Here is a 24,713-nt window from a genome sequence, read left to right as displayed (position 1 = left end):
CAGCACAAGCCACTCTTTGCAAAGATTCTGAATCCCCCCAAGCCAGGACATCCGGCTTGCTCTCGGCAATCTTACGGGCCATCTTCATGGGCCCATCGGCAGACAGTTCCATGGTGGCTTTTTTTGTATCCGGTCATGTTTCACCTTCAGAAGGCGTGATCCCGAGTTTTTTCATTTTCCGCCACAGGGTGCTCCGGCTGATGCCGAGCGCCTGTGCGGTTTTTTCCCGGCTGTTTGCACATTGCTGCAAAACCGCCCGGATCTTTTCGGCTTCCATCTGCTGTTCTTCAGAGAGCCGCGAGGGATGAAACGTTTTATTTTTTATGAGGCTGTCGGGCAGATGCTCCGGCCGGATGACAGAGCTCTTGCAGGCAATAAAGGCAAATTCTATGGCGTTTTCCAGTTCACGGACATTTCCGGGAAACGGGTATTCCATGAGCACCTGCAGGGCCTGGGTGCTGATATCCCGGACATTTCTTCCCTTTTTGAGGTTTAACTTCTCAATAAAACGATTCACCAGCAGGGGAATGTCCTCGGTTCTCTCCCGCAAAGGGGGCAGGTCCAGGGCAACCACGTTTAATCGGTAAAACAGGTCTTCCCTGAACCGTCCCCCGGCGACCTGGTCGCTGAGCGGTATGTTGGCAGCAGCAATAACCCGGAAATCGGATCTTTGGGGCCGGGTTCCGCCTACCGGGACGAATTCTTTCTGCTCCAGGACCCGAAGCAGGTCTGACTGAAAAGCAAACGGCGTGGTCCCGATTTCATCGAGAAACAAGGTTCCCTTGTCGGCTGAAAGAAAGTAGCCGGACTTATCCCGGTCTGCCCCGGTAAACGCCCCTTTGACATGGCCGAAAAGCTCGGATTCGATAAGCCCTTCCGGCATTGCCGCACAATTGACCGCAACAAACGGGCCCTTGCTTCTTTGGCTCAGGTTGTGAATGGCCCGGGCGACCAGCTCTTTTCCGGTGCCGGTGGGCCCCTGGATTAAAACCGCACTGTCACTTTCTGCGATATCCGGCAGAAAAGACAGGATCTTCTGCATTTGCGGGCTCTTGCCCACAATGTCTTCTTTTACATACTGCCTGTCAATCTGCCGCCGGAGCTCCTGTATATCCGAAAGGTCCCGGAATGTCTCCACGCCGCCGATAACCCGTCCCCTGGCATCGCAAAGCAAATTGGTGCTGAGACTGATGGGCTTTTCTTCCCCGCCTCTGGTGATAATCCGGGCGGAAACATCGATCTGCGGCTCTTTGCCGGAAAGCGTTTTTCCCAGGGCACAATGTTTGGCACAGATATCGGCTCTGAAAACATCAAAGCAGAACTGGCCGACCGCCTCCTCCTGGGTAAAACCGGTAATGCTTTCAGCCGCCCGGTTAAAGGAGGTAATCCGCTTTTGCGTATCTATGGTGAAAACCCCGTCGCTGATGCTTTCCAGAATGGTACAGCACGGAGAGCGGACCACCGAGGTGATATCGCAAAAAACCCCAGGGTTTTTCTCCCCAAAGCTGCCGCTGGTCGTTTTTCGGGTCTTTTTCAATGGAAAGCACTGTTAAGACGAAAGCAATTAATTTTAAAGCTGGAACAAGCCCATATGTCAAAAGATAATATCATATCCGAAAAATTCGACCAAGTCAAAGCACCCGCGCCGTCAATTAATCAGCAGCCGGATTTGCTACGGCTTGAGCAGCAGCCCGAACCACCGCGGAAAATTATCTAACAGCTGCAAATTTTCTTGACAGAAGCAGCTTGGCCGTTTATATTATTTAGCAAATTAGCTAATCAAGCAAATTATTATATTTCTCAGGAAACCGACCCAATGGAAAAAACACTCAAACAGATCAAAGCCCTTGCCGACGGCAACCGGCTGCGCATTGTCATGGCACTGTCGACCCATGACGAGCTCTGTGTCTGTCAGATCACCGAATTGTTACAGGTTTCAACACCAACGGTTTCCAGGCACATGAGCGTCCTGCAAAACGCCGGGCTGGTAAAAAACCGGAAAGACGCCCGGTGGGTGCATTACAGACTGGCATCCGACTTTCCGGATGCCCTGTTGAACTGGGTGCAGACTTCCGTGAAAGGCTCCCGGATCATTTCAGATGACCGGAAAACCCTTGAAACCATCGTCGCAAATCCGGTTGATGAGCTTTGCAGGGCCCAGAAACAAAGGCAGGCATCTGATAAAGAAAAGGAGATTCAGACCAATGGTTGAAAAACAGGACAAGGTTATGGGGCTCTGGGAAAAGTACCTCACCCTGTGGGTGGCCCTTTGCATGGCCGCCGGCATCAGCATCGGCTACATCTTTCCCGGCATGGCCGATTTTATTGACTCGCTTTCCATCCAGCAGGTCAATATGCCCATCGGAATCCTTCTGTTTTTGATGATCTATCCCATCATGATCCAGATTGATTTCAAGCAGGTGAAAGAGGCGGCAAAAGCGCCCAAACCCGTATTGACCACACTGGTCGTCAACTGGGGCATCAAGCCCTTTACCATGACGTTTTTCGCATGGCTGTTTATGACGCAGATCTGGGCGCCTTTTATCACTCCGGAAATGGCTGATGAATACACGGCCGGCATGATTTTGCTGGGCATTGCACCCTGTACGGCCATGGTGTTTGTCTGGAGCTATCTTTCCGGCGGCAACATGGGCCACACCCTGGTCATGGTGGCCATCAATTCACTGACAATGCTTGTTTTGTATGCGCCGCTGGGCAACCTGCTTCTGGGTGTGGCCATGCCGATTCCCCTGGTGACCCTTGCCCTGACCGTGGGAGTGTATGTGGGCGTGCCGCTTGTGGCCGGCTATTTTACAAGAAAAATCCTGATCCGGCGAAAGGGGATGGACTGGTTTGAGACGGTATACATCAAAAGCTGGGGCAGCGTTTCCCAGATCGCCCTGCTGGTGACCCTGGTGGCCCTGTTTATGCTCCAGGGAGAGGTGATCATCGGCCAGCCCCTGGTTATCGTGATGATTGCCATTCCACTGATCATCCAGACTTTTTTCATATTCGGGATCACCTATCTTGCATGCAAGCCCCTGGGCATTATATACGAAGATGCTGCGCCCACTTCGCAAATCGGTGCCTCCAACCACTTCGAGGTGGCCATTGCCGTTGCCCTGACCCTGTACGGAACCGGGTCAGGGGCGGCACTGGCAACAGTTGTGGGCGTTTTGATCGAAGTGCCCATCATGTTGGCCCTGGTGCGTTTCTGCATCCGCACCCGGGAATGGTTCCCCCGGGATCCGACAAAAGCGCCGATTATATGAAAGCTGTTGCCGGTGGCGTCCGGCAGGCCATGCAAGGAAAGCCTACGGACATTGAAAACAGTTCAACCTGCCAATAGCGGTCTTACATCATGAAACCACTGGAAGCCAACAGCAACTGGGATCTGATTATCATCGGCGGCGGCGTCACCGGCGCCGGCATCTTCAGCGAAGCCGTCCGCATGGGCCTCAGGGTGCTGCTGCTGGAAAAACACGACTTTGCCTGGGGAACCTCCAGCCGGTCGTCCAAGATGGTCCACGGCGGCCTGCGCTATCTCAAAGAAGGCAAACCCCTGCTGACCCGCGCCTCGGTTAAAGAACGGCAGCGGCTGCTGGCCGAAGCCCCGGGTCTGGTCGATCCCCTGGGATTTCTCCTGCCGGTGTTCACCGATTTCGGCCCCTCCAAAAGGGTGATGGGCCTGGGCCTGGCTCTATACAGCCTGATGGCCCTGGAAAAACAGCACCGGGCCTATGACGCAGCCGAGATCAGCACCCGCATTCCCGGTCTTCGCCAAAAAAATCTCAGCGGCGGGTTTTATTTCAAAGACGCCCAGGTGGATGATGCCCGCCTGGTGCTGCGGCTGATCAACGAAGCCGTGGCCGCAGGGGGCACGGCCAAAAACTACACCCCGGCCCAAGAAATCATCCGGAATCAGCAGGGCCGGGTTGCGGCCGTGGCCATTCGGGAGGTGGAAACCGGACAAAGCGCCGAACTGCGCACCAATGCCGTCATCAACGCCACAGGCGCCTGGGCCGAAACCCTGCACCCTTCCCCCCGGCATGGACTGCACCTGCGGCCGTTGCGCGGCAGTCATCTGATTTTTCCCCGCACGGCTTTTCCCGCAGACCATGTGGTCAGCTTTATGCATCCGGCGGACAAGCGGCCGGTCTTCATGTTTCCATGGGAGGAAGTGGCCATCCTCGGCACCACGGACGTGGATCATGCCGGCGATCTGGATATTAATCCGGCCATAACCCCTGCCGAAGCGGATTACCTCATCGAAGGCATAAATTTTATCATGCCGGAACGGCCCCTTTCCAAATCTGACGCTTTTGCTTCCATTGCCGGGGTGCGGCCGGTGCTCAGCCGCGGCAAAGCCGATCCTTCCCATGAATCCCGGGAGCACGTGGTCTGGGAAAACCAGGGGCTGGTCACTGTTACCGGGGGCAAGCTCACCACATTTCGTCTGCTGGCCCGGGATGCCATCAAAGCGGCCGCGGACTATCTGCCCCACTGCGCCCTTCCCCCGGACCGGAATCCGGTTTTTAAAGCCCCGGTTGAAAATTCGAGACTGCCGGATTCACTGCCGCCGGCGACCCGCCAGCGGCTGTATGGCCGCTACGGCCGCCAGGCGGATATCATCCTTGACTTCTGCCGTAAACACACCGCTGAATGCATTCCAAAAACCAGTATTTTGTGGGCTGAAATTGCCTTTGCCGCAGCTCATGAGCAGGTGCACCACTTAACCGACCTGCTTCTGCGCCGGGTGCGGCTGGGACTGCTGGCCCCGGAAGGCGGCCGCCGACACCTGGATGCCATCGGCGATCTCTGCCGGCCGGCTCTGGGCTGGGACAATGCCCGCTGGGAAAAGGAAAAAACCGAATATCTGCAAAACTGGCGGCGATACTATGGCCCCCCTGAAAAATAGGTAATGTAACAGAAAGAATGAGGAGATCCAGGAGGCCGGAATAAAGGAAATCACCGGATATCCGGCATAGCCGCCGCCATCATTGCACGAAAGTTGTACCTGGAGAGATATTATGCGCAAAAGCAACTCTTTTACACCCCACTGGATCGACACCCCGCCGGAAAAAGGCACATACCGGTCCATTTTTAAATGGGGGGCGCCGGATCAGACCAAGCACCCCGGCCCGGGCTTTTACCGGGCCGTCAAGGAAGCGATAGAAATGTCTGACGCCGATTTTAAGCAGCCGGCCCGAACCGGGCAAGAACCGGTTCCGGCAGACATTGCCACACGGCTGTCGGGCGACACCCTCTCGGCCCTGGAGCAGATCGTGGGTTCGGAAAATATCTCCATCAAAACCTTTGACCGACTGAAATACTCCTCGGGCAAGGCCATGGAGGATCTTCTCAAACTGCGGGAAGGCCGGCTCGAAAACCTGGCCGACGTGGTGGTCCATCCCCGGGACAAAAACGACGTGCGAGCCATCGTGGCCCTGTGCCACGAAAAAAAGATCCCCATTTATATATACGGGGGCGGCAGCTCTGTGACCCTGGGACTGGAATGCGTGCGCGGCGGCGTGTGCCTGGCCCTGGGAACCCATATGAACCGGGTGCTGGAGTTTAACGAAACCAACCAGACCATCACCGTGGAGCCGGGCCTGATGGGGCCGGACTATGAAGCCGCCTTAAACAATGCCCCAAAGCGCTTTGGCGCGGCCCATCACTACACCGGCGGCCATTTTCCCCAGTCCTTTGAACACTCCTCTGTAGGCGGCTGGGTGGTCACCCTGGGCGCCGGGCAGGCATCTTCTTACTACGGCGACGCCTATGACCTGGTCATCAGCCAGGAGTACGTCACCCCGGCCGGGACCTTTTCCACCCGCCCCTTTCCCGCCACCGCCACCGGCCCCAAGGTCAACGATATCATGAAGGGCAGCGAAGGCTGCTTCGGTGTTTTGGTGGGGGTGACCATGAAAGTCTTTCGGCATTTTCCGCAAAACCGGCAACCCTTTGCCTACATGCTGCCGGACTGGGAAACAGCCGTGGCAGCAGTCCGTGAAATCTGCCAGGGGGAGTTTGGCATGCCCTCGATTCTGCGCATCTCCGACCCGGAAGAAACCGACATGGCCATGAAAATATTCGGCCTTGCCGGATCACCCATAGACCGGCTGATGACCTTGCGCCGCCAGCGCCCTGGCCGGCGCTGCCTGCTCATCGGCCAGGCCGACGGCCAGCGGCATTTCGCAGCCCAGGTGAAAAAAAACATCAAAAAAATCTGCCGCTCACACGGCGGCATGTACCTGACGGCTTACCCCATGAACAAGTGGATGCACGGCCGCTTCAGCGATCCCTACATGCGCGAGGACCTAAACGATTACGGCGTCATCATCGACACCCTGGAGACTTCGGTTACCTGGGACAACCTCCATCACCTGTACCAGGGCGTCCGCTCTTATATCAAGGAGCACCCCCGGACCATCTGCATGACCCATGCCTCCCATTTTTATCCCCAGGGCACCAACCTCTACTTTATTTTTCTTTGCCGGGCCAGGGCCACGGAGGATTTTTTGGCCTTTCAGCGGGCAATCATCGACCGGATCGAGGAACACGGCGGATCTCTGAGCCACCACCACGGGGTGGGAAAAATGATGGGTCCCTGGATGGAGCGCCACCTGGGCTCAGAGCAGATGGCTGTTTTACGGGCCATCAAAAACCATTTTGACCCCCATCACATCATGAACCCGGGCGGCACCCTGGGATTGAATGGATAAAAAACAGCATTTCCAAACCCGTTGACGCGTCGGCGTCATCCAACAAAAATCTGTTTTTTATTGACTTTCAGATTGTATAAAAGGCATTGATCACCATGAAAGCCGCAGCCAGCCAGTTTGTATAGGCAAACACCTGTTTGAGGTATTTCGGCTTGGTGTTTAACGCAAATTTTCCGCCGAGAATCCCCCCGATAACCGTCATGGCAGCCAGGGGCAGGGCCCATTGCGGGTTAAAATCACCCTGCACGGCATGGCCGGTAAAGCCCATAAAGGCAATGGCCGCGATCAGCGTGGAGGCGGTTCCCACGGCTTTGTGCATGGATACCCCGCAGGCGACCACCATCAATGGCACCAGAAAGGACCCGCCGGAAACACCCACCATGCCGGCGCCGAATCCGGTCAGCACCGTAGCCGGCACAGCGATCCAGAGATTGACAAGATAGCGATCCTCTCCGGATTTCAGGACCAGGGTACCAAACCGCGGGTTTCTCTCCGAAGGCCTGTTTTCGGAAACCGGCAGCAGCATGACAGCGCCGGCGGCAGCCAGCATTCCCGCAAAAATGATTTTCAGGGCAAACCCGCTGAACAAATGCGAAAAATAACCGCCGCCCAGTGCGGCCAAAGCCGTCAGCCCGCCGACCAAAAGAGCCAGCGACCATGACACTGCTTTGTTTTTTTGAAACACGATCATGGCCGCCACTGATGCGGCAAAAAGAATGAACTGGCCGGTAGTTGCGGCCTGGTGCATGGGAAGGCCTGCTATGGTCAGAATCACCACATAAAAATTGCCGCCTCCCTTGCCCACCATGGTCATGGTGACGGCCACGATAAATATCAGCGCGCATGCAATGACCAGGTTCGTCATCGTGGGTTATCTCCTCTGGTCTTTGGAAGGGATGGATTTGAGGAGTTTGCCCGGTTTAACCGCCTCGGTAAGCGCGCCGTAGCCGCCCTCCAAAACCCGAACCTGCTCAAAACCCTTTGTCAGCAGAAAAGCATAAACAATTGATGAGCGAACATGGGCCGGACAAAAAACAGCGATCAACCGATCTTTCGGCAGTTCATCGACCCGGTCGGGAACTTCATCCACCGGAATGTTGCAGCTTTCAATGTTTGGATGTGCCGACAAATGAATGGAAACAGATGCCGCCTCCTCTCTGGATCGCACGTCAAGCAACACCGCGGATTCTGTTTCAAACAATTTTTCCGGTGTCAGTTTATGCTGACCGCTTCCGAAAAATTCAAAGGTCAACCGTTTCAGTACCTGCTCCATGATTTCCTCCTTGTTCCTATTGAATTTCAAATTTATCCTTGCAGTTAAATCAGTACCGAGTCTTTCAACCCCCCTACCACCTGTTGGACGTCGCCTTTATAATTGTCCAACACAACAATGCCGCGCAGCTCAAGCCACTTTTTGCAAAAATTCTGAATTCCCCCGCAAACCAGCGCATCTGGTTTGCTTTCGGCGATTTTGCGGGCCATCTGCATTGGGTCATTCACGGTCAACTGCTGGATTTCTTTTTCCCGGACAAACCCGGGAGCCAGTTCATAAAACAGCAACTCGGATGAACTGCCGAAATGCGGCGCCACACGCCTTCCGAACAACGGGACACAAACAATCATCTTTTTTCCCTGGCGTTTTTTAAATGAAACAGCACGGGAACCAGAATGGTGCGGGCAGAGTTTCTGAGCCGGTAAATAGGTTCTTTACCTGATTTTAAGCATCAATCATGCCATCAGCGGGGAAAAAACGGACAATAATTGCAGAATCCCGATTTACAGGGATTTAAAAAAAATCTAAAAAAAGGGACACCGGCCCGAAAGGCAGCAGATGTTTCAAACAATGAAACCGTTGCAGGCCATGTTTCACTTTCAGGGAGCGTGATGCTGAATTTTTTCATTTTCCGGCCCAGAGGGCGTCGGCCGTGGATGACTGCGGCAAAATTTACACTGTGTTACAACAGATCCGGTTTGCCAAAAGACATAAAAACCGCTTGCATTTTTCTTATGATTCTTCCATAAATAAAAAATTAAACTTCAATCGAACCAAAATACGCAATCCGCATGAAACTCAGGATATCCATCTTTATCATTTCCATTGCTGTGGTGGTCAGCATGATCCCGGCCGGGGTATGCGCTGTCCTTCCGGCCAAGGCCGTAAAAGCCGGATGCGACAAACAGACTTCCATGGAAAAAGGCATCACCATGCCGGCTTCCGGGCAATGCCATTTGGCCTCCTGTCCGGCAAAAGAAAACCATTTGTTTCTTTTACCGGAAACAACTTCCCGCCGCCCGGATAATGAAAATCGCTATCCGACCCTATCGCCCGCGATATCCGCGCAAACACAGATTGCAGTAAACCCGTTTGCTTTTCAAACCTGCAGGTTTAAACCAGACCCATCCCTGATATTTCGTCCACCGCCGTTGTTTTGCCTTTATTGCGTCTATATCTGTTAATCTCTCCTTTTCTGAATCAAAACAAAGCGTAGGCGGGCCTTTGCCCGGCCTTGTTCCTGAATTTTGCTTTTCTTGTATCAAAAATTTTGACCATTTACCGCAAAAGGAGCTGATAACGATATGTTTGACCAATTTCTGATCACCGTAAACCAGATGATGAGCGGCGGCATGGCTGTTGCCGGAGTGGGTGCATTTGCCTGGGGCATGATCAGCGTGCTGTTTTCCCCCTGTCATCTGGCCTCCATCCCACTGATCGTGGCCTATGTGGGCGGCCAGCAGACGGCTGTGAACCCGAAACGGGCAGGATGGTATGCCGGGGCGTTTTCCATGGGATTGTTTATCACCATTGCCGCAGTTGGTATTATCTGCGCCATGCTGGGACGCATGCTCGGCGATGTGGGCATATGGCTCCAGGTGGCCGTGGGTGCGGTGCTCATCTGGGTTGCCCTGGGAATGCTGGGAGTGCAGGCATGCACCATGTCCGGCGGCCTTCTCTACCGGCTCAATCTCCGGGGCATTCACGGGGCCTTCGGCCTGGGCCTGGCCTACGGAATTTTGTCCGGATCATGCACGTTCGGCTTTATTGCCCCGATTTTGGCCATTGTCACCGTACAGCAGGAGATTTTTGCCGGATCCGTGATGATGCTGCTGTTTGCCCTGGGCCATTGCCTGCCCATTGTTTTTGCCGGAAGTTCGGCCGCGGCGGTGCGCAGGCTCACTGAAAGTGCCGCATGGCAGGGAGCCGGAACCTGGTTCCGCAAGGGTGCCGGTGCAGTCATCGGCCTACTGGGCGTCTATTTTATGGCCGGCCCGTTTACCGGAGCCATCTGACGGCAACTGACCCATGTGCAAAAAGTACCAAATAACGGCCCGTTATGCATATGCCTTCATCCCTGCACGAAGGGCGCCTTCAATGGTGCCGTCAGCCAGGTCCGCCCCGGGGAAAAAACTTTCCTCGGGGTCATAATCTTCTGCGCTGTATTTGTATATGGCCAGTTCCCAGTCGGCCATATCCCCGGTATAGCCCAGGCGGAGAACCGGCCAGGGCCCCATGCCGTCATCGCGGTCCACATAGACATAGCCGCCCTCAAAACGCACATGATAGGCCTTGCTTGAGTCTCCGATCTCTTCGCTGTTGAAAACTTCGACTGCGTCCTGTACATATTGCCGGACAAATGCCGGTATTTTTTTTTCCATGTATATCCAACCCCTTTTTCATGCTGGTCTGGGTTTTGAAAAATCACAATAATCCAATTGTGCGCACAAAACCATAATCCTTTAAAGAGATTTTGTCCAAAACCGGCCGTCTTATAGACAGTGCCCATATCAGAACCGCCGCCCATGCAAAATTTTCCGTGCAGAAAACAATGGGCTCCGCGGCCCAAACTTGATGGCACCGTAAAAAACTTTTTACTGCGTTCGATGTTTGTCAGGAAGGAAGCCCTGCGGCCGGCTTGCGCAATTTCGAAGAATGCAGCGTATTATCCATACGTGAAATTCTGAGAAATTGCGCGTAACGCAGATATTGGACTTTACGGCGCCATCAAACTTGAAAATTGCTCAATTTAGGTATAAGGTGGATACGTTTTTTTGCCAAAGCAGCAATACCAGACACACACGCAGACAAGGATGTCCTGAATATGGAAAACACACGCAACAGCGAAAGCCACAAGCTTGTCATCAACGGCTCGCAGGTTTCAGTGCAGCAGATTGTTGAAGCCGCCCGGGGACAGGCTGAAATCGAAATTGACAAAAGCCGGAAGTTTGCCGCTCACATCAATGCCTCACGCAACGTCCTGACCCGGTCCCTGGAGCAGAACCGGCCCGTCTACGGGGTGACCACGGGATTTGGCAAATGCTGCGGCAAAAGGATGATCTCCGAGGTGGCGGAAAAAAACGGCTTGAACCTGATCCGTTTTCACGGATGCGGCACTGGCGAGCCCTTTGGCGAGGCCGAGACACGGGCCGCCATGATATGCCGGCTGATCTGCTTTTCCCGGGGATACTCCGGGGTGTCCCTTGATCTGATGGAAAAAATCGCCGAACTGTTAAACGCGCGCATCACGCCTGTGGTGCCCTCTGAAGGCTCGGTGGGCGCCTCCGGAGATCTGACCCCCATGTCCTACGTGGCTGCCGCACTTGCGGGAATGCGGCAGGTCTTTTACCAGGGCCGGCAAATGCCCGCAGCAGAGGCCCTGGACCACGCCGGTATCACGCCTCACTGGTTTTTGCCCAAAGAACCCCTTGCGATCATGAACGGCACGGCCATGATGACGGCAATTGCGGCCATGGCCGTGGACCGGGCAAAAAAACTGGCTGATGCCGCCGCCTGTGCCACGGCCCTGTGCATTCACGCCATTGCCGGAAACATCCATCACTATGATCCGGTCATATCCAGGGCCAAGCCGCACCCCGGCCAGGGCGCGGCAGCAGACCGGATCGCCGGCCTGCTGGCCTCAGACGCCCCACCGGAAGATTTTTCCGCATCCGGGCCCGAAACCCTGCAGGACCCGTATTCGGTCCGCTGCGCCCCCCAGGTGATCGGCGTTCTCACAGACGCCCTTAAATGGGTGGAAGACTGGATACACACGGAAGCCAACAGCGCAAACGACAATCCCTTGTTTGATCCCGAATCCGGCAGCGTGCTCATGGGCGGCAACTTTTACGGCGGGCATGTGGCTTTTGCCATGGACGGACTCAAAAGCGCCCTGGCATCGGTGGCAGACATGGCCGACCGGCAGGTGGCCCTCATGGTGGATGCCAATGTCAACCGGGACCTGCCCGCTGACCTGGTCCGGGTCGAGGAATCCGAGCAGCCCTTTCACCACGGATTCAAGGCCATGTCCATCACTGCATCGGCCCTTGCGGCAGAGGCCCTGAAAGAAACCATGCCTGCGGCCGCATTTTCCCGCTCAACGGAATCCCACAATCAGGACAAGGTCAGCATGGGCACCATTGCCGCCAGAGACGCCTGCCGCGTTTGCTTTCTGGCGGAAAAAACCCTTGCCGTATGCCTGCTTGCCGGGGTGCAGGCCTGCGAAATCCGCGGCCGCATAGATCAGCGGCCGCACCTTTCCCGGATTGCGGAAGTGATCCGCCAAATCGCCGAACCCACCACCGCCGACCGGCCCATGGACGCCGATATCGCCAATCTGTCATCCGCCATAGCGGACTCGCAGCTGTTTCATCCGCACTCCCCGGTCATGGAAAAACATGGATAAACCGTCATGTTTGAGTGGTTCCAGACTTATGAGACGATTTTTTACTGGATAGCAGGGGGCTCACTGGCCGCGTTTGCAGCCACCCTGGCCATTATACCCTGGCTGGTGCTCCGGATTCCGGCGAATTACTTCCGCAGCCGGAAACGGAACGTCATCTGCAGTGACTGCAACCGTTCAACCCCGGTATGGCTCCTGCTCCGGATCATAAAAAATGCAGCCGGCCTCGTGTTTGTCACAGCCGGCATCGTCATGCTCTTCACCCCGGGTCAGGGCCTGCTGACCATCATCATCGGCCTCGGGCTGATGAATTTTCCCGGCAAGTTCAGGCTTGAAAGGTGGCTAATCTCCAAGGGGCCCACCCTTAAAATCATCAATCGTTACCGCCTGCGCCGGGGAAAACCCCCGCTGCTTCTGTGATTTTCAGCCCCCTGGTGATTTCGGCTTCCCCGGCGGAATAAAGACAGTCGAGAAAAGCCGTATAAAAGCTGCCGGGCCTGTCAAAGGCCGCTGCAGCCAGTTCCCCGCAACGCCCGTAAAAGGCAAACGCCGCCACTGACGCCTCAAGCAGCCGGTCCGGTGCAACCGCGCAAAAAGCCGCTGTAACCGCGGACAGGCCGCATCCCATGCCCGTGACCCGCGTCATGAGCCCATGGCCGTTTGCCACCCGGAAAACCCGGTAGCCGTCGGTGATGCAGTCCTCTTTGCCCGAGACGGCCATAATGCAGTTTTTTGAATAGGCCAGGGCCTTTAAATCCGCTGCAGCCGCATCTGAGAAACCGAGAGAGGATTCCACCCCTCGGGTCCGTACATCTGCGGACGCAAGGGAAAGCACCTCTGAGACATTTCCCCGCACCAACGAAACCCGGCAGGCAGACATGATCTTTTCCACGGCATGGGTGCGAAATTGCGTGGCGCCCGCGCCCACCGGGTCGAGCACAACCGGGATGCCTTTTTCATTCGCCGCCCGGCCGGCGCAAATCATTGCCTCCAGCCAGCATTGATCCAGGGTGCCGATATTTAACACCAGGGCCCCGGCCATGGCCGCCATTTCCCCGACCTCATCTGCGCTGTGGGCCATGACCGGGGATGCGCCGACAGCCAGCAAAATATTGGCCGAGGCGTTCATCACCACAAAATTGGTGATGTTGTGCACCAGGGGCGCACTTTGCCGGACCTGCCCAAGGATTTCAATGGTTGCGCTTTCCATGTGGGTTTTCCTTCCCGCTTTGTGCGGCAATACCGCCAGGTGCTTTTGCGCACCCGGCATGGTGGTTTATCCTTTTTCCCAGGGAAAAATTTTTGTATTTTTACATGAAAAACACCCATGTTGCCCTGGATATTGCCTTTATCAACCAAGACTTTCAAATCGTGGACATCCGGCAGATGCACCCGGAGGATGAAACCCGGATCCGGTCGGCGGTGGAGGCCAAATATGCACTGGAAGTAAACCGGGGTTTTTTCAACCGCCATGGGATCACGGTGGGAGACCGCGTTGAATTTGTTCTCCAGGTGCCTGCAGCCAAAACAACACCTATGCAATAAAACAGTGCGCTCACCCAAGCCTGCGGTACAAGGTTCTTCTGGCAACGCCCAGAATATCGGCCGCCCGTTTTTTATTGCCGTCGACCTTTTCCAACACGTGAGCAATATACTGCTTTTCAACCTCGGCAAGAGTGGGGAGCCTGTTGTCCGGGCCCCGGGCCGATATGGGAAAATTTGCCATGGCATCCGGTGAGTTGGCGTTGTCCCGGATCCTTGCCGGAAGGTCCTCGGGCTTGATTCGACTGCCGGTGCAGAATGTAACCGCCCTTTCCAGGGCGTTTTGAAATTCCCGGACGTTTCCGGGAAACGGGTATTGCTGCAAAAGGGACAGGGCCTGGTCGGAAAACCCGTGCACCTGCTTTCCCATCTGTGTGGCAAACCGGGTCAGCATGCGGCCGGCCAGCAGTTCAATATCTTCGGCCCGGTCACGCAGAGGCGGTACATTGAGGGTAAAGGTTTCCAGGCGGTAGAACAGATCCTGCCGGAACAGGCCATTGTTCACCTCTTGTTCCAGATCCTGGTGGGTGGCGGCCAGAATCCGCACATCCACCTGCTTTTCGCGGTTTCCGCCGATGGGCCGGATGCTGCCGTCCTGGAGAATCCGCAAAAGCTTGGCCTGCAGGCCCATGGGCATTTCCGCGATTTCATCAAGCAGCAGGGTCCCGCCGTGGGCCTCCTCAAAAAGGCCCTGCCTGGATTTGCTGGCCCCTGTGAAAGCGCCCGTGGTATGGCCGAAAAATTCACTTTCCATGAGATTTTCCGGAATTCCGGCGCAGTTGACGGCAATAAACGGACCGTCGCTGCGATCGCTTTCCGCATGCACGGCCCGGGCCACCAGTTCCTTGCCCGTGCCGCTTTCACCCACGATGAGCACCGGCCCGCTGGCCGGGGCCATCTGTAGGATCTGGTCAAAAAGAATCCGCATGGGCCGGCTCTGGCCGTACATTCCATGGAAATTCTCAAATTCAAAAATCTGCCGGAACCGGTCAACTTCCTGGCGCAGCCGGCGGGTTTCCAGGATTCGGACCACCCGGTGCATGAAATGCTCCAGATCCAGGGGTTTGGTGAGAAAATCGTCCGCCCCGGCTTTTAAAGCCTCCACAGCCTGGGAAATGGTGCCGAATGCAGTGATGACCAGAAACGCAGGCGGCGCATGCAGGGCTGCGGCTTTTTTGAGCAAATCCAGGCCGCTGGCCCCTGGCAGGCGAAGATCGCTGACCACCAGGTCCGGCTCCCAATCCACCAGCCGGACTTCGGCATCCTCTGCACTGGCAACCGAGGAGGCTGAAAAACCCGCATCCGTGATTTCATCGACCAGCAGGCCAGCCAAGCCTTCGTCGTCTTCCACGATCAGAATTTTCTGGCCTTCAATCCGGGAATCATTCATCTTTTGTCTCTCCAGGGGCGGCAACCGGCACGGCGGCCGGAAGCAAGAGGGTAAAACAGGCACCGCCCATGGAACTGTTCCCCACCTGAATCTCTCCGCCATGGGCCTCGACAATGCCGTGAACCACGGCAAGGCCAAGGCCTGTTCCCGCGCCCACCGCCTTGGTGGTGAAAAAAGGTTCAAACAACTTTTTCCGTTTGGTTTCATCAATACCGGATCCGCTGTCTTCCACGCAGAACACGGCCCGGTCTTCTCGCCGCTCCCAGCTGACCCGGACTTGACCGCCCGGCGCGGCCTGGGCGGCATTTTTCATGAGATTGGCCAAGGCCTGCTCCATTTGAACCGAATCCGCCTCCATCTCGTGTGTGTCCCGGCCCTCCAGAACAATGCCCGCATCCAGCCGCTTGCATTCGGGCTCCAGTGCTGCGGCGGCAGACCTTGCCAGCTGGGACATTTTTACCCGCCTGGGCCGCAGCTCGCTTCGCCGGCTGAAATCCAGGAGCTGGCGGATGATCTGCTCCATGCGCCGGGCCTGGGAGCGGATGGCCTGGATATTGTCTGCGGCCGGAGCCGGCATGTCCGGGCTGCGCAAAGCCCGCTGGGCTTTTCCCTCGATAACGCTTAAGGGCGTGCCCAGCTCATGGGCCACGCCGGCTGACAGCTGGCCGATGGCCGCCAGTTTTTCAGCCTGGCGGAGCCGTTTTTCCAGTTCTTCCTGTTCAGCCCGCCTGCGCTGGATCTCCTGTTCCGCCTGATCGATATTGTCCATCATCTGATTGAAATGCACGCCCAAGGCAAGAATTTCCCTGGGCCCGCCAGGGGAAAACCGCTGCTTGCGCTCTCCCTTTGAAATCCGGGTCATGGTTTTTGACAACCGATTCAAATGTTTCCCCAAAGCCCGGTGGTGGCCGTAGAAGACCACGCAGGTCAACCCGGTAAAGGCCAGGATAAAGATAAACACCGCCTTGTAGCGGATATCCCGGATCTGTTCCTGAAAATCGCTTCGGCGGCGGGTGAGCTGAAGCAAGCCTGTAATCCTGCCCCCGGAATCGGTTAAGGGCACAAAATAGGAATACACATCCCTGCCGGCCACCTCGCCGTACTCCCCGCGCTGTTCGCCGCCTTCCGCAAGACGGCTGACCTCCTCGGGCTGCGACTTGGGCTCGCGTCTTCCCGTAGTTGAAATTTTATTTCCCTCGGCATCATAAACATAGGCCCCGTAAACCCGGCCAATGGAAAAAGCCGATTCCAGGGCCTGGGAAATGCTGCCTTCCCGCTCGCGCTGGATGGCATGGCCAAGGGGTTGTTTGATGGCCCGCGCCACCAGTTCCAGGTCCTTTTGCATCCGTTTTTCCACCTGACGCTCAAAGGCCTGCAGACTCCAGAGCCCCACGAATGCGGCGGCCACTGCCATGGGCACCAGAACATAGATCACCAGCGCCCCGCGCAGGCTCAGGTTGCGGACGAATCGGCCCACCCGGGAAACGGCTTTTTTTATTGATTTCATTGGATTCATATGACACATGTGTCATTTGTATACATGACATTTTGGCATGTCAACACAATTTCCAAATTTAAAAAAGCATCCTGCTCTCACAACAACTAATTGCAATTTTTATAAATAAAAAAGCCACAGGGGTGCCCTGCAAAAAATGGCATATATTGTGCTAAACTTCTATTCAAAATCAGAGCCAAAAATAACCACCAAAAAATAATGACAACAAGGAGGATTTTTCATGCGGAACACCATTTCAAAAACACATCTGATCATTGCCTGCGCGCTGGCACTGGTATGTTTCCTGTGCGCCCCGGCCGCAGCCCAGAGCCAGGACACCGGCCAGCAGCAACAGCAGCAGCAACAGGAAACCCCGGATTTCTCTGATGACCGGATTCAGAAAACCGCGGAAGCCTACACGGAAATCACCAAAATCCGGGAAGAGTATCAAGATGAATTCTCCCAGGCAGAAGACTCTGAACAGGCCCAGGAGCTCCAGACCCGGATCAACGAAAAAATCACCGATGCCATTGAACAAAATGATATGAGCGTCGAGGATTACAACGAAGTCATCACAGCAGCCCAGACCGATGAAGACCTGCGTGCCGATCTGCTCGACCGGATCCGGGAAATGCGCGAATAGTTTAAAAAACCTTATTTCTGCGTACCGCAACAAAAAAGGCCCGGCTGGATCCCGTGATGCAGCCGGGTTTTTTTGCGTGTTCCCCCGGCTTGACACCAAAACAGATTCATGCAATGGATAAATCACTGACAGCAGCACCCGCCCTTTGATCAAGCAACGGAGAAACGCAATGCCATACAAGTACCTGCTCCTGGACATGGCCGGGAAAGTGGCCATGGTCACCCTCAACCGCCCGGACAAGGGAAACAGCCTGTCGCCTGACGTGCTTGAGGAAATCCGGGAAGTTTTTACCCAACTCGGCACTGATCCAGACATCAACGTGATCGTTTTTACCGGCGGGGAGCGCTATTTTTCGGCAGGCTTTGATTTAGACGAAATCCGAAAACTCGAAAAGGTTTCCAACGAAGCCTATATCCGCCTTTTCCACCAGACCTACCGCGCCATCTTGTTCTGCCCACAGCCGGTGATCTGCGCGGTGGGCGGCCCGGCAATTGCCGGCGGCTTTGACCTGACCATGATGTGTGATATCCGCTATGCCTCCACGAGGGCCAAATTCGGCCAGAGGGAAATCGCCCTTTCCCTTACACCCATCATGGATCCGCTGTGGCGGATCATCGGCATGGGACGGGCCAAGGAAGTGGCGTTGACCGGCCGCATCTATGACGCGGATGAAGCCGAAAAAATGGGATATGTGAGCCGGGTGTTTGCCGAGGGGGAGCTTTTGTCCTCGGTTGCCGAAATCGCCCAAAAAATGGCCGGCTACGACCAGCAGTGCCTCCGGGAAACCAAGCAGCTCAGTCATCTGGTCGCAGATCAGGATCTGGACGGGGCCATGCAAATCCAGGAATGGCTTTTCCGCTCCTATATCGGCTCCGAAGACAATCACCGCCGCATCGACGATTTGCAGGCACAGCTGGCCGCCAAGCGCAAAAAATAGCATCCCTGAAAAATGACCGAACCGCTGACCCACCCCTTAAAAATCGGGCTCAAGTACTGCGGCGGCTGCCAGCCCGATTATGACCGGGTGGCCCTGGTTGCCCGGATACAAAAAGAACTGGACGGTTTAGCCGAATTTCTGCCCTCGGATCACCCTGATATTGCCATGGTCCTGGCCGTGGAAGGCTGCCAGTCGGCCTGTGCTGAGCTGGAACCGTTTGCCCGCCTCCCTGTCTGGATTATTACCGATGAAAACCAGGCTGATGATTTTATCCGCCACATCAAAACATGCGATTTCCGCGCGGGTTTTCTTTGACAAAACGGAAATTTGTATGGTATTTTGATTGTTATTTTCTTGCCTGAAAAGTCTTCTTTGCCAACCCACAACCCATTATCACAAGAAGGAGTTGCCATGGTTGCCACATCCTGGCCCACTGACCGCTGGCCCGAAGGCGTCGCCGCAGACGTCGATACCTCGAAATACGAAAAGCCGCTTTTCAACGTAATCGACGAAGCTGCACGGGACTACCCGAACCAGGTTTACACCATCTTCAACGATGGCACCCGCACCTATGCCCAGGTCAGGGACACCGCCGACCGGATCGCCAATTTCCTTGCATCCGCAGGTATCCGAAAAGGAGACCGTGTGGCGATCTTTCTACCCAATCTCCCCCAATACCCGGCCATTTTCCACGGCATCCTGAAGGCCGGCGGCGTTTGCGTGACCTGCAACCCCCTGTACACGGCATCCGAGCTCAACTACCAGTTAAATGATTCCGGGGCGAGAATGGTTTTTTGCATGGATCATCCCCAATTCTATCCCACGGCCGTGGAAGCGGCAAAAAACACCAGCGTGGAAAACGTTGTCTACTGCAATATCAAGTCGTATCTGCCCAAAATAAAGGCCATTTTGGGCTCTTTGCTCAAAAAAATCCCCCAGGCCGAAAGCCATGATCCCGCCCATCACAATTTTGACGACATCGTGGCCGCAGCCAGGCCCGAACCCCCACAGGTCAGCATCGACCCGGCCGAGGACTTGGCCCTGATCATCTATACCGGCGGCACCACGGGCAAGCCCAAAGGCGCGGCCCTGAGCCACGTCAATTTCTACTATGACATCAAGGCCCTGGAGGAATGGGGGCGGCTGGTGCACGAAAAGGGCGGCAAGCCTGAAAAACTGCGCAAAGACGGATTCCACACCTATCTCGGGGTCCTTCCCTGGTATCACAGCTTCGGGCTGACCGTGTGCATGCTTTCAGCAGCCGGATACGGCAGTAAAATGATCTGCGTGCCCGACCCCCGGGCCGGCAACCCACCTTTTTCCGAAGTGTTAAAAGCCGTCCAGAAATACAAGGCCACCATTATGCCCGCAGTGCCCACCATCTTTGTGGCCTTTACCAATCATCCGGATATTGACAAATACGATCTCACATCCCTGATGGGATGCTTTTCCGGCGGCGCTCCCCTGCCCCCGGAAGTCTGCAAGCAGTTTGAGGCCAAAACCGGCGCCGTGATTTTTGAAGGTTATGGACTCAGCGAGACCGCACCCGTGGTCACCTCTAACCCCACGGACCGTGAGACCCGCAAAATCGGCACCATCGGCTTGCCCCTGCCGGGAACCGATATTAAAATCGTAGATCTGGAAACCGGCCAGAGCGAACTTCCCCAAGGCGAGGACGGCGAACTGGCCGTGTCCGGCCCTCAAGTCATGCAGGGCTACTGGAACCGGCCCGAGGAAAACCAGGCTGTTTTCCGGCAGCTCAACGGCCGGCGCTACTTTCTCACCGGCGATATCGCCCATATCGATGAAAACGGATTTATCGTGATCACGGACCGCAAAAAGGACATGATCCTGGTGGGCGGATTCAACGTCTATCCCAGGGACATCGAAGACATCCTTTACCAGCATCCCAAGGTGCAGCTGGTGGCTGTGGTGGGCGTGCCTGACGACAAAAGCGGCGAGGCGGTCAAGGCGTTTGTCCAGGTCAAGCCCGGAGAGCAGGTCACCGAGCAGGAAATCCGGGAGTTCTGCAAGCAGAACATGGCCGGCTACAAACGCCCCAAATTCATCGATTTCAGAGACGACATCCCGGTATCTCCGGTGGGCAAGGTCCTCCGCCGGGTCCTGCGGGACGAGGAAATGGATCAGAAATCCGAATAACCCCCCTGCATCCGCCGCTGCCGGGCGCTTTTTACAGGCCCGGTTCCGGCGGATGCTTCAAGGCCTCCAGCAGCCTTTCATGGATGTTGTCAAACCCGCCGTTTGACATAACAAGCACCACATCCCCGGCTGCGGCCGCATCTGCCACAAAATCCACGATCTTTCCGGTATCGTCAAAACAATGGGCGTCTTTGCCTTTTTTCTGCAGGTCAGCTGCCAGCAGTGAAGATGAAAACCGCTGGCCCTCGGGCACCTTGTGGAGAAGGGAGGCCGTGCGGATGCAGATCAAATCCGCGTTGTCAAAGCAATCCGGATAGATCTGCTGAAACACGTTTCGCATGCTCGTGTTGGTCCGGGGCTCGAAAACGCCAATCAGGCGTCCTTGCGGATAAGCCGAGCGGATCGCTGCGATGGTTTCGCGCACGGCCGTGGGATGATGGGCAAAATCGTCAATCACGGTAACGCCGCCGACCACCCCCCGGATCTCCTGGCGGCGCCGGACTCCGGCAAAGGATTGCAGGCCCTCGGATATCTGCCCGGCGGACAATCCCAAACTTGCTGCGGCAGCCGCGGAAGCGCCGGCATTTAAGCGGTTGTGGGCCCCGGCCGGGGCCATTTCAAACCAGCCGAACCATTTTTCCCGGCAAAACAGGGAAAAACCATTTTTCCCAGGCGTGCTGCTTTCCGCAGCAATGCGCCAGTGGTCTTCTTCCCGGGTGCCGTAGGTCTGCACCCGGCAGCCCAGGCCGGCCAAAAGCAGGTCTGCCGCGGCATCCGCCCCATAGGCCACCAGAGTCTGATCCGGCCGCATTTGTAAAAAATAAGCACGAAACACCGAACGGATCTGTTCGATGTCATCAAAAATATCCGCGTGATCGAATTCCGCGCCGGTCCAAATCACAACATCGGGCCGATAGTGCAAAAGCTTGGCCCCCTTGTCAAAAAAGGCCGTGTCATACTCATCGCCTTCAATGACCATGTAAGGCCCGTTTCCCACCCGGTAATTGGAGGAAAAATTGCTGACAATCCCGCCGATCATAAAAGAGGGGTCGCACCCGGCTGAGGCCAGCAGCCATGCGGCCATGGAGGCGGTGGTGGTCTTGCCGTGGGTGCCGCAAACCACCAGGGTCTGCCGATCTCCTGCCAGAAAATGATTGACCGCCTGGGGCATGGAGCAATAAGGCAACCCGGCTTCAAGGGCGTATATCGCTTCTGGATTGTCCTTTTTCACCGCATTGCCCACAATGACCAGATCCGGGCCATAGGCCAGGTGCGATGTGTCAAACCCCTGGTTGACCACAATACCTCGGTCAGCCAGAAAGGTGCTCATGGGCGGATACACGTTGGCGTCCGAGCCGGTGACCCCATAACCCATTTCCTTTAACGCCGCGGCCAGTGCGCCCATGCCGGTGCCGCATACGGCAATCAAATGCACGGTGCCCACCCCCGGGGGTATGCCGGGTGAATTTTTCAAGAGGCCATCTCTTTTTATAACCCGGCCATGACGGCTTCTGCGGCCGCCAGGGTGGTATCGATATCAGCGGTTTCATGGGCGGCTGACAAAAACACCGCCTCAAACTGGGAAGGGGCCAGGTAAATGCCCTTTTCCAGCATGGCCCGGTAGTAGGCGGCAAAGCGCTCTGTATCCGAGATTTTGGCTTCCTCGAAATTGCGTACCGGCCCGGGTGTGAAAAACATGCCCATCATGGAGCCCACCCGGTTTAAACTCACTTCCACGCCCAGCCGCTGGGCAATGCGGCCCAGGCCTTCTGCCAGCCGGGCGGAATTTTCCTCCAGGGCCTGGTAAAACCCGGGTTTTTGCAGCTGCTTTAAGGTCGCAATGCCCGCGGCCATGGCCAGGGGATTGCCCGACAGGGTGCCTGCCTGGTAGACCGGCCCCTGGGGGGCGATCTGCTCCATGATCTCTTTTTTACCACCATATGCGCCCACGGGCATGCCGCCGCCCACGATCTTACCAAAACAGCTCAGATCGGCATTGACCCCGTAAAGCCGCTGGGCCCCGCCCCAGGCCACCCGAAATCCGCACATGACCTCATCAAAAATCAAAACAGCTCCGCATTTTTCCGTTTCCCTGCGAAGGGATTCCAGAAATCCCGGCTCCGGGGCGACCATGCCCATGTTGCCGGCCACGGGCTCGACAATCACAGCGGCGATTTGACCGCCCTTTTCCTTCATCAGGGCTTCAAACGCGCCAATGTCATTGTAGGGCAGAGACAAGGTATGGGCGACAACCGCATCCGGCACACCCGGGCTGCCCGGGATATTTAAGGTGGCCACGCCCGAGCCTGCGGCCACCAGCAGATGATCGGCATGGCCGTGGTAGCAGCCGTCAAATTTCACGATCAGATCCCGGCCGGTATAGGCCCGGGCCGCGCGCACCGCGCTCATGGTGGCCTCTGTGCCGGAATTGACCATGCGCACCATTTCCACGGAATCCACGGCTTCCACGATCATTTCCGCCAGTTCCACCTCGAGATCCACGGGCGCGCCAAAGCTCACCCCACGGGCCAGCACGTCCTGGATCGCCTTGATCACCTCCGGGTGCCGGTGGCCGAGAATCAGCGGCCCCCAGGAGCAGACATAATCGATATATTCTTTGCCCTCCACGTCATAAATCCGGCAGCCGTGGCCTTTTTCTATAAACAACGGGTCCTGGGCCACGGCCTTGCCGGCGCGCACCGGACTGTTGACCCCGCCGGGGATCACTTCCCGGGCCCGCTGGAACAACCGATAGGATCTTGGATCTGATTTCATTTATCCCCCTTTAACATAGCCGGCAGCCGCTTAAATCCGGTTGACACGGCTGCATTTTTAAAGGTACAAACAATAACAAAGACCGGCATACCGGTCAAGCACCCGCAGCAAAAGAAACAGGAGCGGATTTGCGCGCTTTTGTAAAAAACAATCTTTGCCCCATGAAGCCATGACCCCCAAACAGCAGTTGCAGCCCTTTGCCCGCATCCTGGCCTACATCCTGGAGCGCCGGCCCGACGAATTCGGCCTCATCCCGGACAAGGATGGCTTTGTCACCATCAAGGAACTGCTAAAAGCCCTTTCGGAAACCGACGGATGGCGGCATATCCGCCGCAGCCATTTCAATGAACTCCTGCTCGTGGACCCGGATCCGCCCGTGGAAATCACAGACAACCGCATCCGGGCCAAAAACCGGGACCAGCTACCGGCTGCCCGGCCCTGCACGGATTTGCCCAGGCTGCTGTATACCGCCATTCGCAAAAAAGCCTACCCTGCGGTCAGGGAAAAGGGCCTGCGCGCGACAAAAGAAAGCCCGGTGGTGTGCACAGCCGACCCCCAGGCCGCAGAACAACTTGGCCGGCGAAAGGACAACCAGCCGGTGGTGCTCACTGTCCACACCACCAAAACCGAAGCCAGGGCAATTGAATTCATCCGGTTTGGCGAGCACCTCTATCTGGCTGAAACCATCCCCCCTGAAACCTTTACAGGCCCGGCCATGCCAAAAATGGCCGAAGCCGCAAACCAGGAAAAAACCAAAGACACCGCCGAGCAATACCGGCAAAAGGCCCGGGCCGGCACTTACACGGTTGACCCCAGAGACATCCCTGCCCCGCCAGAGCCCAAAAAGCCCGGCAAGGCCAAGAAAAAACAGATCTCCTGGAAACAGGAGCGCAGGGAAAAACGCCGCAGATAAAGGCCCTGACCCGAAGCCCATAAAAAATCCATTGACAACTTCCGGCAACACGGCTATAAAGCTGGTTTTAATTTCCCGGGCCGTTAGCTCAACTAGGCAGAGCAACTGACTCTTAATCAGTAGGTTGAAGGTTCGATTCCTTCACGGCCCACCACTTAAAACTCCGCCATCCAAGGCTTTTCATAGATTTTCCGGGTTTTCCGAACCACCTCAAACCCCCTCAAAAAACGACAAACTGTTTGTAAGTTGCAAACAGTTTTACAAACAGTTTGCAAACGAAAAACCCCCAAAAAAATCAAGGGGGTACGGCTTTAAGATTGAGAACGGACAAAGCGAGATTGAGATAGAAATAAAGTGGCGCAGGTAAGAAAAACATCTGCTACATCAGCTCCATCTGGCGGTTGGTAGCCCGTTCCTATCTCGGTGAAGATGTAGCGCGGGTTGGCGGGGTCGGGTTC

Annotated in this window: 24 protein-coding genes and 1 tRNA gene; 15 read left to right on the top strand and 10 right to left on the bottom strand. The window is 56.0% G+C overall.

The window, feature by feature from the left end; translation table 11 throughout:
* Positions 1 to 133: 133 nt before the first annotated feature.
* Positions 134 to 1,537 (bottom strand): sigma-54 interaction domain-containing protein, encoded by a 1,404-nt coding sequence (locus R6U41_RS02515; RefSeq protein ID WP_410268256.1) that lies wholly within the window; start codon positions 1,535 to 1,537, stop codon positions 134 to 136.
* A 279-nt stretch (positions 1,538 to 1,816) separates the two neighbouring features.
* Here R6U41_RS02515 and R6U41_RS02510 point away from each other — a divergent pair, with 279 nt between their 5' ends.
* The 4 genes from R6U41_RS02510 to R6U41_RS02495 all read left to right on the top strand — a co-directional run bounded on the left by R6U41_RS02510 (position 1,817) and on the right by R6U41_RS02495 (position 6,725).
* Positions 1,817 to 2,212 (top strand): ArsR/SmtB family transcription factor, encoded by a 396-nt coding sequence (locus tag R6U41_RS02510; protein ID WP_410268255.1) that lies wholly within the window; start codon positions 1,817 to 1,819, stop codon positions 2,210 to 2,212.
* Positions 2,205 to 3,272, top strand: a complete 1,068-nt coding sequence (arsB, locus tag R6U41_RS02505; protein ID WP_410268254.1) for an ACR3 family arsenite efflux transporter — start codon at positions 2,205 to 2,207, stop codon at positions 3,270 to 3,272. The genes R6U41_RS02510 and arsB overlap by 8 nt, the downstream gene beginning before the upstream one ends.
* A gap of 89 nt (positions 3,273 to 3,361) precedes the next feature.
* Positions 3,362 to 4,918 (top strand): glycerol-3-phosphate dehydrogenase/oxidase, encoded by a 1,557-nt coding sequence (locus R6U41_RS02500; protein WP_410268253.1) that lies wholly within the window; start codon positions 3,362 to 3,364, stop codon positions 4,916 to 4,918.
* Positions 4,919 to 5,030: 112 nt separating this feature from the next.
* Positions 5,031 to 6,725 carry an FAD-binding oxidoreductase gene (locus tag R6U41_RS02495; RefSeq protein WP_410268252.1) on the top strand — a complete coding sequence of 565 codons (1,695 nt, stop codon included), beginning with the start codon at positions 5,031 to 5,033 and terminating at the stop codon, positions 6,723 to 6,725.
* A 67-nt stretch (positions 6,726 to 6,792) separates the two neighbouring features.
* Here R6U41_RS02495 and R6U41_RS02490 read toward each other — a convergent pair whose 3' ends face one another.
* The 3 genes from R6U41_RS02490 to R6U41_RS02480 are packed head-to-tail and all read right to left on the bottom strand — an operon-like array spanning position 6,793 to position 8,315.
* Entirely contained in the window at positions 6,793 to 7,590 is a 798-nt protein-coding gene (locus R6U41_RS02490) for a sulfite exporter TauE/SafE family protein (RefSeq protein ID WP_410268251.1), read from the bottom strand.
* A 6-nt stretch (positions 7,591 to 7,596) separates the two neighbouring features.
* Positions 7,597 to 7,998 carry a rhodanese-like domain-containing protein gene (locus R6U41_RS02485; RefSeq protein ID WP_410268250.1) on the bottom strand — a complete coding sequence of 134 codons (402 nt, stop codon included), beginning with the start codon at positions 7,996 to 7,998 and terminating at the stop codon, positions 7,597 to 7,599.
* Positions 7,999 to 8,042: 44 nt separating this feature from the next.
* On the bottom strand, positions 8,043 to 8,315 hold the full coding sequence (locus R6U41_RS02480) for a NifB/NifX family molybdenum-iron cluster-binding protein (RefSeq protein WP_410268249.1): 273 nt from the start codon (positions 8,313 to 8,315) through the stop codon (positions 8,043 to 8,045).
* Between the two features lie 335 nt (positions 8,316 to 8,650).
* Here R6U41_RS02480 and R6U41_RS02475 point away from each other — a divergent pair, with 335 nt between their 5' ends.
* Positions 8,651 to 9,025, top strand: coding sequence for a hypothetical protein (locus tag R6U41_RS02475; RefSeq protein ID WP_410268248.1), 375 nt, complete (start codon positions 8,651 to 8,653; stop codon positions 9,023 to 9,025).
* A 277-nt stretch (positions 9,026 to 9,302) separates the two neighbouring features.
* Positions 9,303 to 10,013 carry a cytochrome c biogenesis CcdA family protein gene (locus R6U41_RS02470; RefSeq protein ID WP_410268247.1) on the top strand — a complete coding sequence of 237 codons (711 nt, stop codon included), beginning with the start codon at positions 9,303 to 9,305 and terminating at the stop codon, positions 10,011 to 10,013.
* 42 nt (positions 10,014 to 10,055) lie between these two features.
* On the opposite strand, the gene R6U41_RS02465 is transcribed toward R6U41_RS02470, so the two are convergent.
* A complete protein-coding gene (locus tag R6U41_RS02465; protein ID WP_410268246.1) occupies positions 10,056 to 10,379 on the bottom strand; it encodes a hypothetical protein in 324 nt (107 codons plus the stop codon).
* Positions 10,380 to 10,822: 443 nt separating this feature from the next.
* Here R6U41_RS02465 and hutH point away from each other — a divergent pair, with 443 nt between their 5' ends.
* Both hutH and R6U41_RS02455 read left to right on the top strand, forming a co-directional pair.
* Positions 10,823 to 12,403: a histidine ammonia-lyase gene (hutH, locus tag R6U41_RS02460; protein WP_410268245.1), complete on the top strand. Its 1,581-nt coding sequence runs from the start codon at positions 10,823 to 10,825 to the stop codon at positions 12,401 to 12,403.
* Positions 12,404 to 12,409: 6 nt separating this feature from the next.
* Positions 12,410 to 12,820 carry a PGPGW domain-containing protein gene (locus tag R6U41_RS02455; protein WP_410268244.1) on the top strand — a complete coding sequence of 137 codons (411 nt, stop codon included), beginning with the start codon at positions 12,410 to 12,412 and terminating at the stop codon, positions 12,818 to 12,820.
* On the opposite strand, the gene thiM is transcribed toward R6U41_RS02455, so the two are convergent.
* Entirely contained in the window at positions 12,774 to 13,670 is an 897-nt protein-coding gene (gene thiM / locus R6U41_RS02450; RefSeq protein WP_410268243.1) for a hydroxyethylthiazole kinase, read from the bottom strand. The two genes, R6U41_RS02455 and thiM, sit on opposite strands and share 47 nt — an antisense overlap.
* On the opposite strand from thiM, the gene R6U41_RS02445 reads away from it, so the two are divergent.
* The gene (locus tag R6U41_RS02445; RefSeq protein WP_410268242.1) at positions 13,598 to 13,945 is read left to right on the top strand and encodes a DUF192 domain-containing protein; all 348 of its coding nucleotides are present in this window, start codon (positions 13,598 to 13,600) and stop codon (positions 13,943 to 13,945) included. The genes thiM and R6U41_RS02445 overlap by 73 nt on opposite strands.
* Positions 13,946 to 13,955: 10 nt before the next feature.
* On the opposite strand, the gene R6U41_RS02440 is transcribed toward R6U41_RS02445, so the two are convergent.
* Both R6U41_RS02440 and R6U41_RS02435 read right to left on the bottom strand, forming a co-directional pair.
* Complete coding sequence (locus tag R6U41_RS02440) at positions 13,956 to 15,332, bottom strand: sigma-54-dependent transcriptional regulator (protein ID WP_410268241.1); 1,377 nt, start codon at positions 15,330 to 15,332, stop codon at positions 13,956 to 13,958.
* The gene (locus R6U41_RS02435) at positions 15,325 to 16,839 is read right to left on the bottom strand and encodes an ATP-binding protein (RefSeq protein WP_410268240.1); all 1,515 of its coding nucleotides are present in this window, start codon (positions 16,837 to 16,839) and stop codon (positions 15,325 to 15,327) included. The genes R6U41_RS02440 and R6U41_RS02435 overlap by 8 nt, the downstream gene beginning before the upstream one ends.
* 229 nt (positions 16,840 to 17,068) lie before the next feature.
* Between R6U41_RS02435 and R6U41_RS02430 the strand changes: the two genes are divergently transcribed.
* The 4 genes from R6U41_RS02430 (at position 17,069) to R6U41_RS02415 (ending at position 20,567) form a co-directional block, all read left to right on the top strand.
* Complete coding sequence (locus tag R6U41_RS02430; protein WP_410268239.1) at positions 17,069 to 17,470, top strand: DUF4168 domain-containing protein; 402 nt, start codon at positions 17,069 to 17,071, stop codon at positions 17,468 to 17,470.
* A 169-nt stretch (positions 17,471 to 17,639) separates the two neighbouring features.
* Complete coding sequence (locus R6U41_RS02425; RefSeq protein ID WP_410268238.1) at positions 17,640 to 18,407, top strand: enoyl-CoA hydratase/isomerase family protein; 768 nt, start codon at positions 17,640 to 17,642, stop codon at positions 18,405 to 18,407.
* Between the two features lie 12 nt (positions 18,408 to 18,419).
* Positions 18,420 to 18,722: a hypothetical protein gene (locus R6U41_RS02420; RefSeq protein ID WP_410268237.1), complete on the top strand. Its 303-nt coding sequence runs from the start codon at positions 18,420 to 18,422 to the stop codon at positions 18,720 to 18,722.
* A 96-nt stretch (positions 18,723 to 18,818) separates the two neighbouring features.
* The gene (locus R6U41_RS02415; protein WP_410268236.1) at positions 18,819 to 20,567 is read left to right on the top strand and encodes a long-chain-fatty-acid--CoA ligase; all 1,749 of its coding nucleotides are present in this window, start codon (positions 18,819 to 18,821) and stop codon (positions 20,565 to 20,567) included.
* 31 nt (positions 20,568 to 20,598) lie between these two features.
* Here R6U41_RS02415 and mpl read toward each other — a convergent pair whose 3' ends face one another.
* Complete coding sequence (mpl, locus tag R6U41_RS02410) at positions 20,599 to 22,041, bottom strand: UDP-N-acetylmuramate:L-alanyl-gamma-D-glutamyl-meso-diaminopimelate ligase (RefSeq protein ID WP_410268235.1); 1,443 nt, start codon at positions 22,039 to 22,041, stop codon at positions 20,599 to 20,601.
* Positions 22,042 to 22,055: 14 nt separating this feature from the next.
* Complete coding sequence (hemL, locus tag R6U41_RS02405) at positions 22,056 to 23,342, bottom strand: glutamate-1-semialdehyde 2,1-aminomutase (RefSeq protein ID WP_410268234.1); 1,287 nt, start codon at positions 23,340 to 23,342, stop codon at positions 22,056 to 22,058.
* 169 nt (positions 23,343 to 23,511) lie between these two features.
* Here hemL and R6U41_RS02400 point away from each other — a divergent pair, with 169 nt between their 5' ends.
* Positions 23,512 to 24,255, top strand: a complete 744-nt coding sequence (locus R6U41_RS02400) for an RNA 2'-phosphotransferase (RefSeq protein WP_410268233.1) — start codon at positions 23,512 to 23,514, stop codon at positions 24,253 to 24,255.
* Between the two features lie 77 nt (positions 24,256 to 24,332).
* Positions 24,333 to 24,409, top strand: a tRNA-Lys gene (locus tag R6U41_RS02395).
* Positions 24,410 to 24,713 lie beyond the last annotated feature (304 nt).

The organism is Desulfosalsimonas sp., from assembly GCF_046483245.1.
In the GTDB taxonomy this organism is placed as follows: Bacteria; Desulfobacterota; Desulfobacteria; order Desulfobacterales; family Desulfosalsimonadaceae; genus Desulfosalsimonas.
This window is presented reverse-complemented; position numbering and strand designations above follow the sequence as displayed.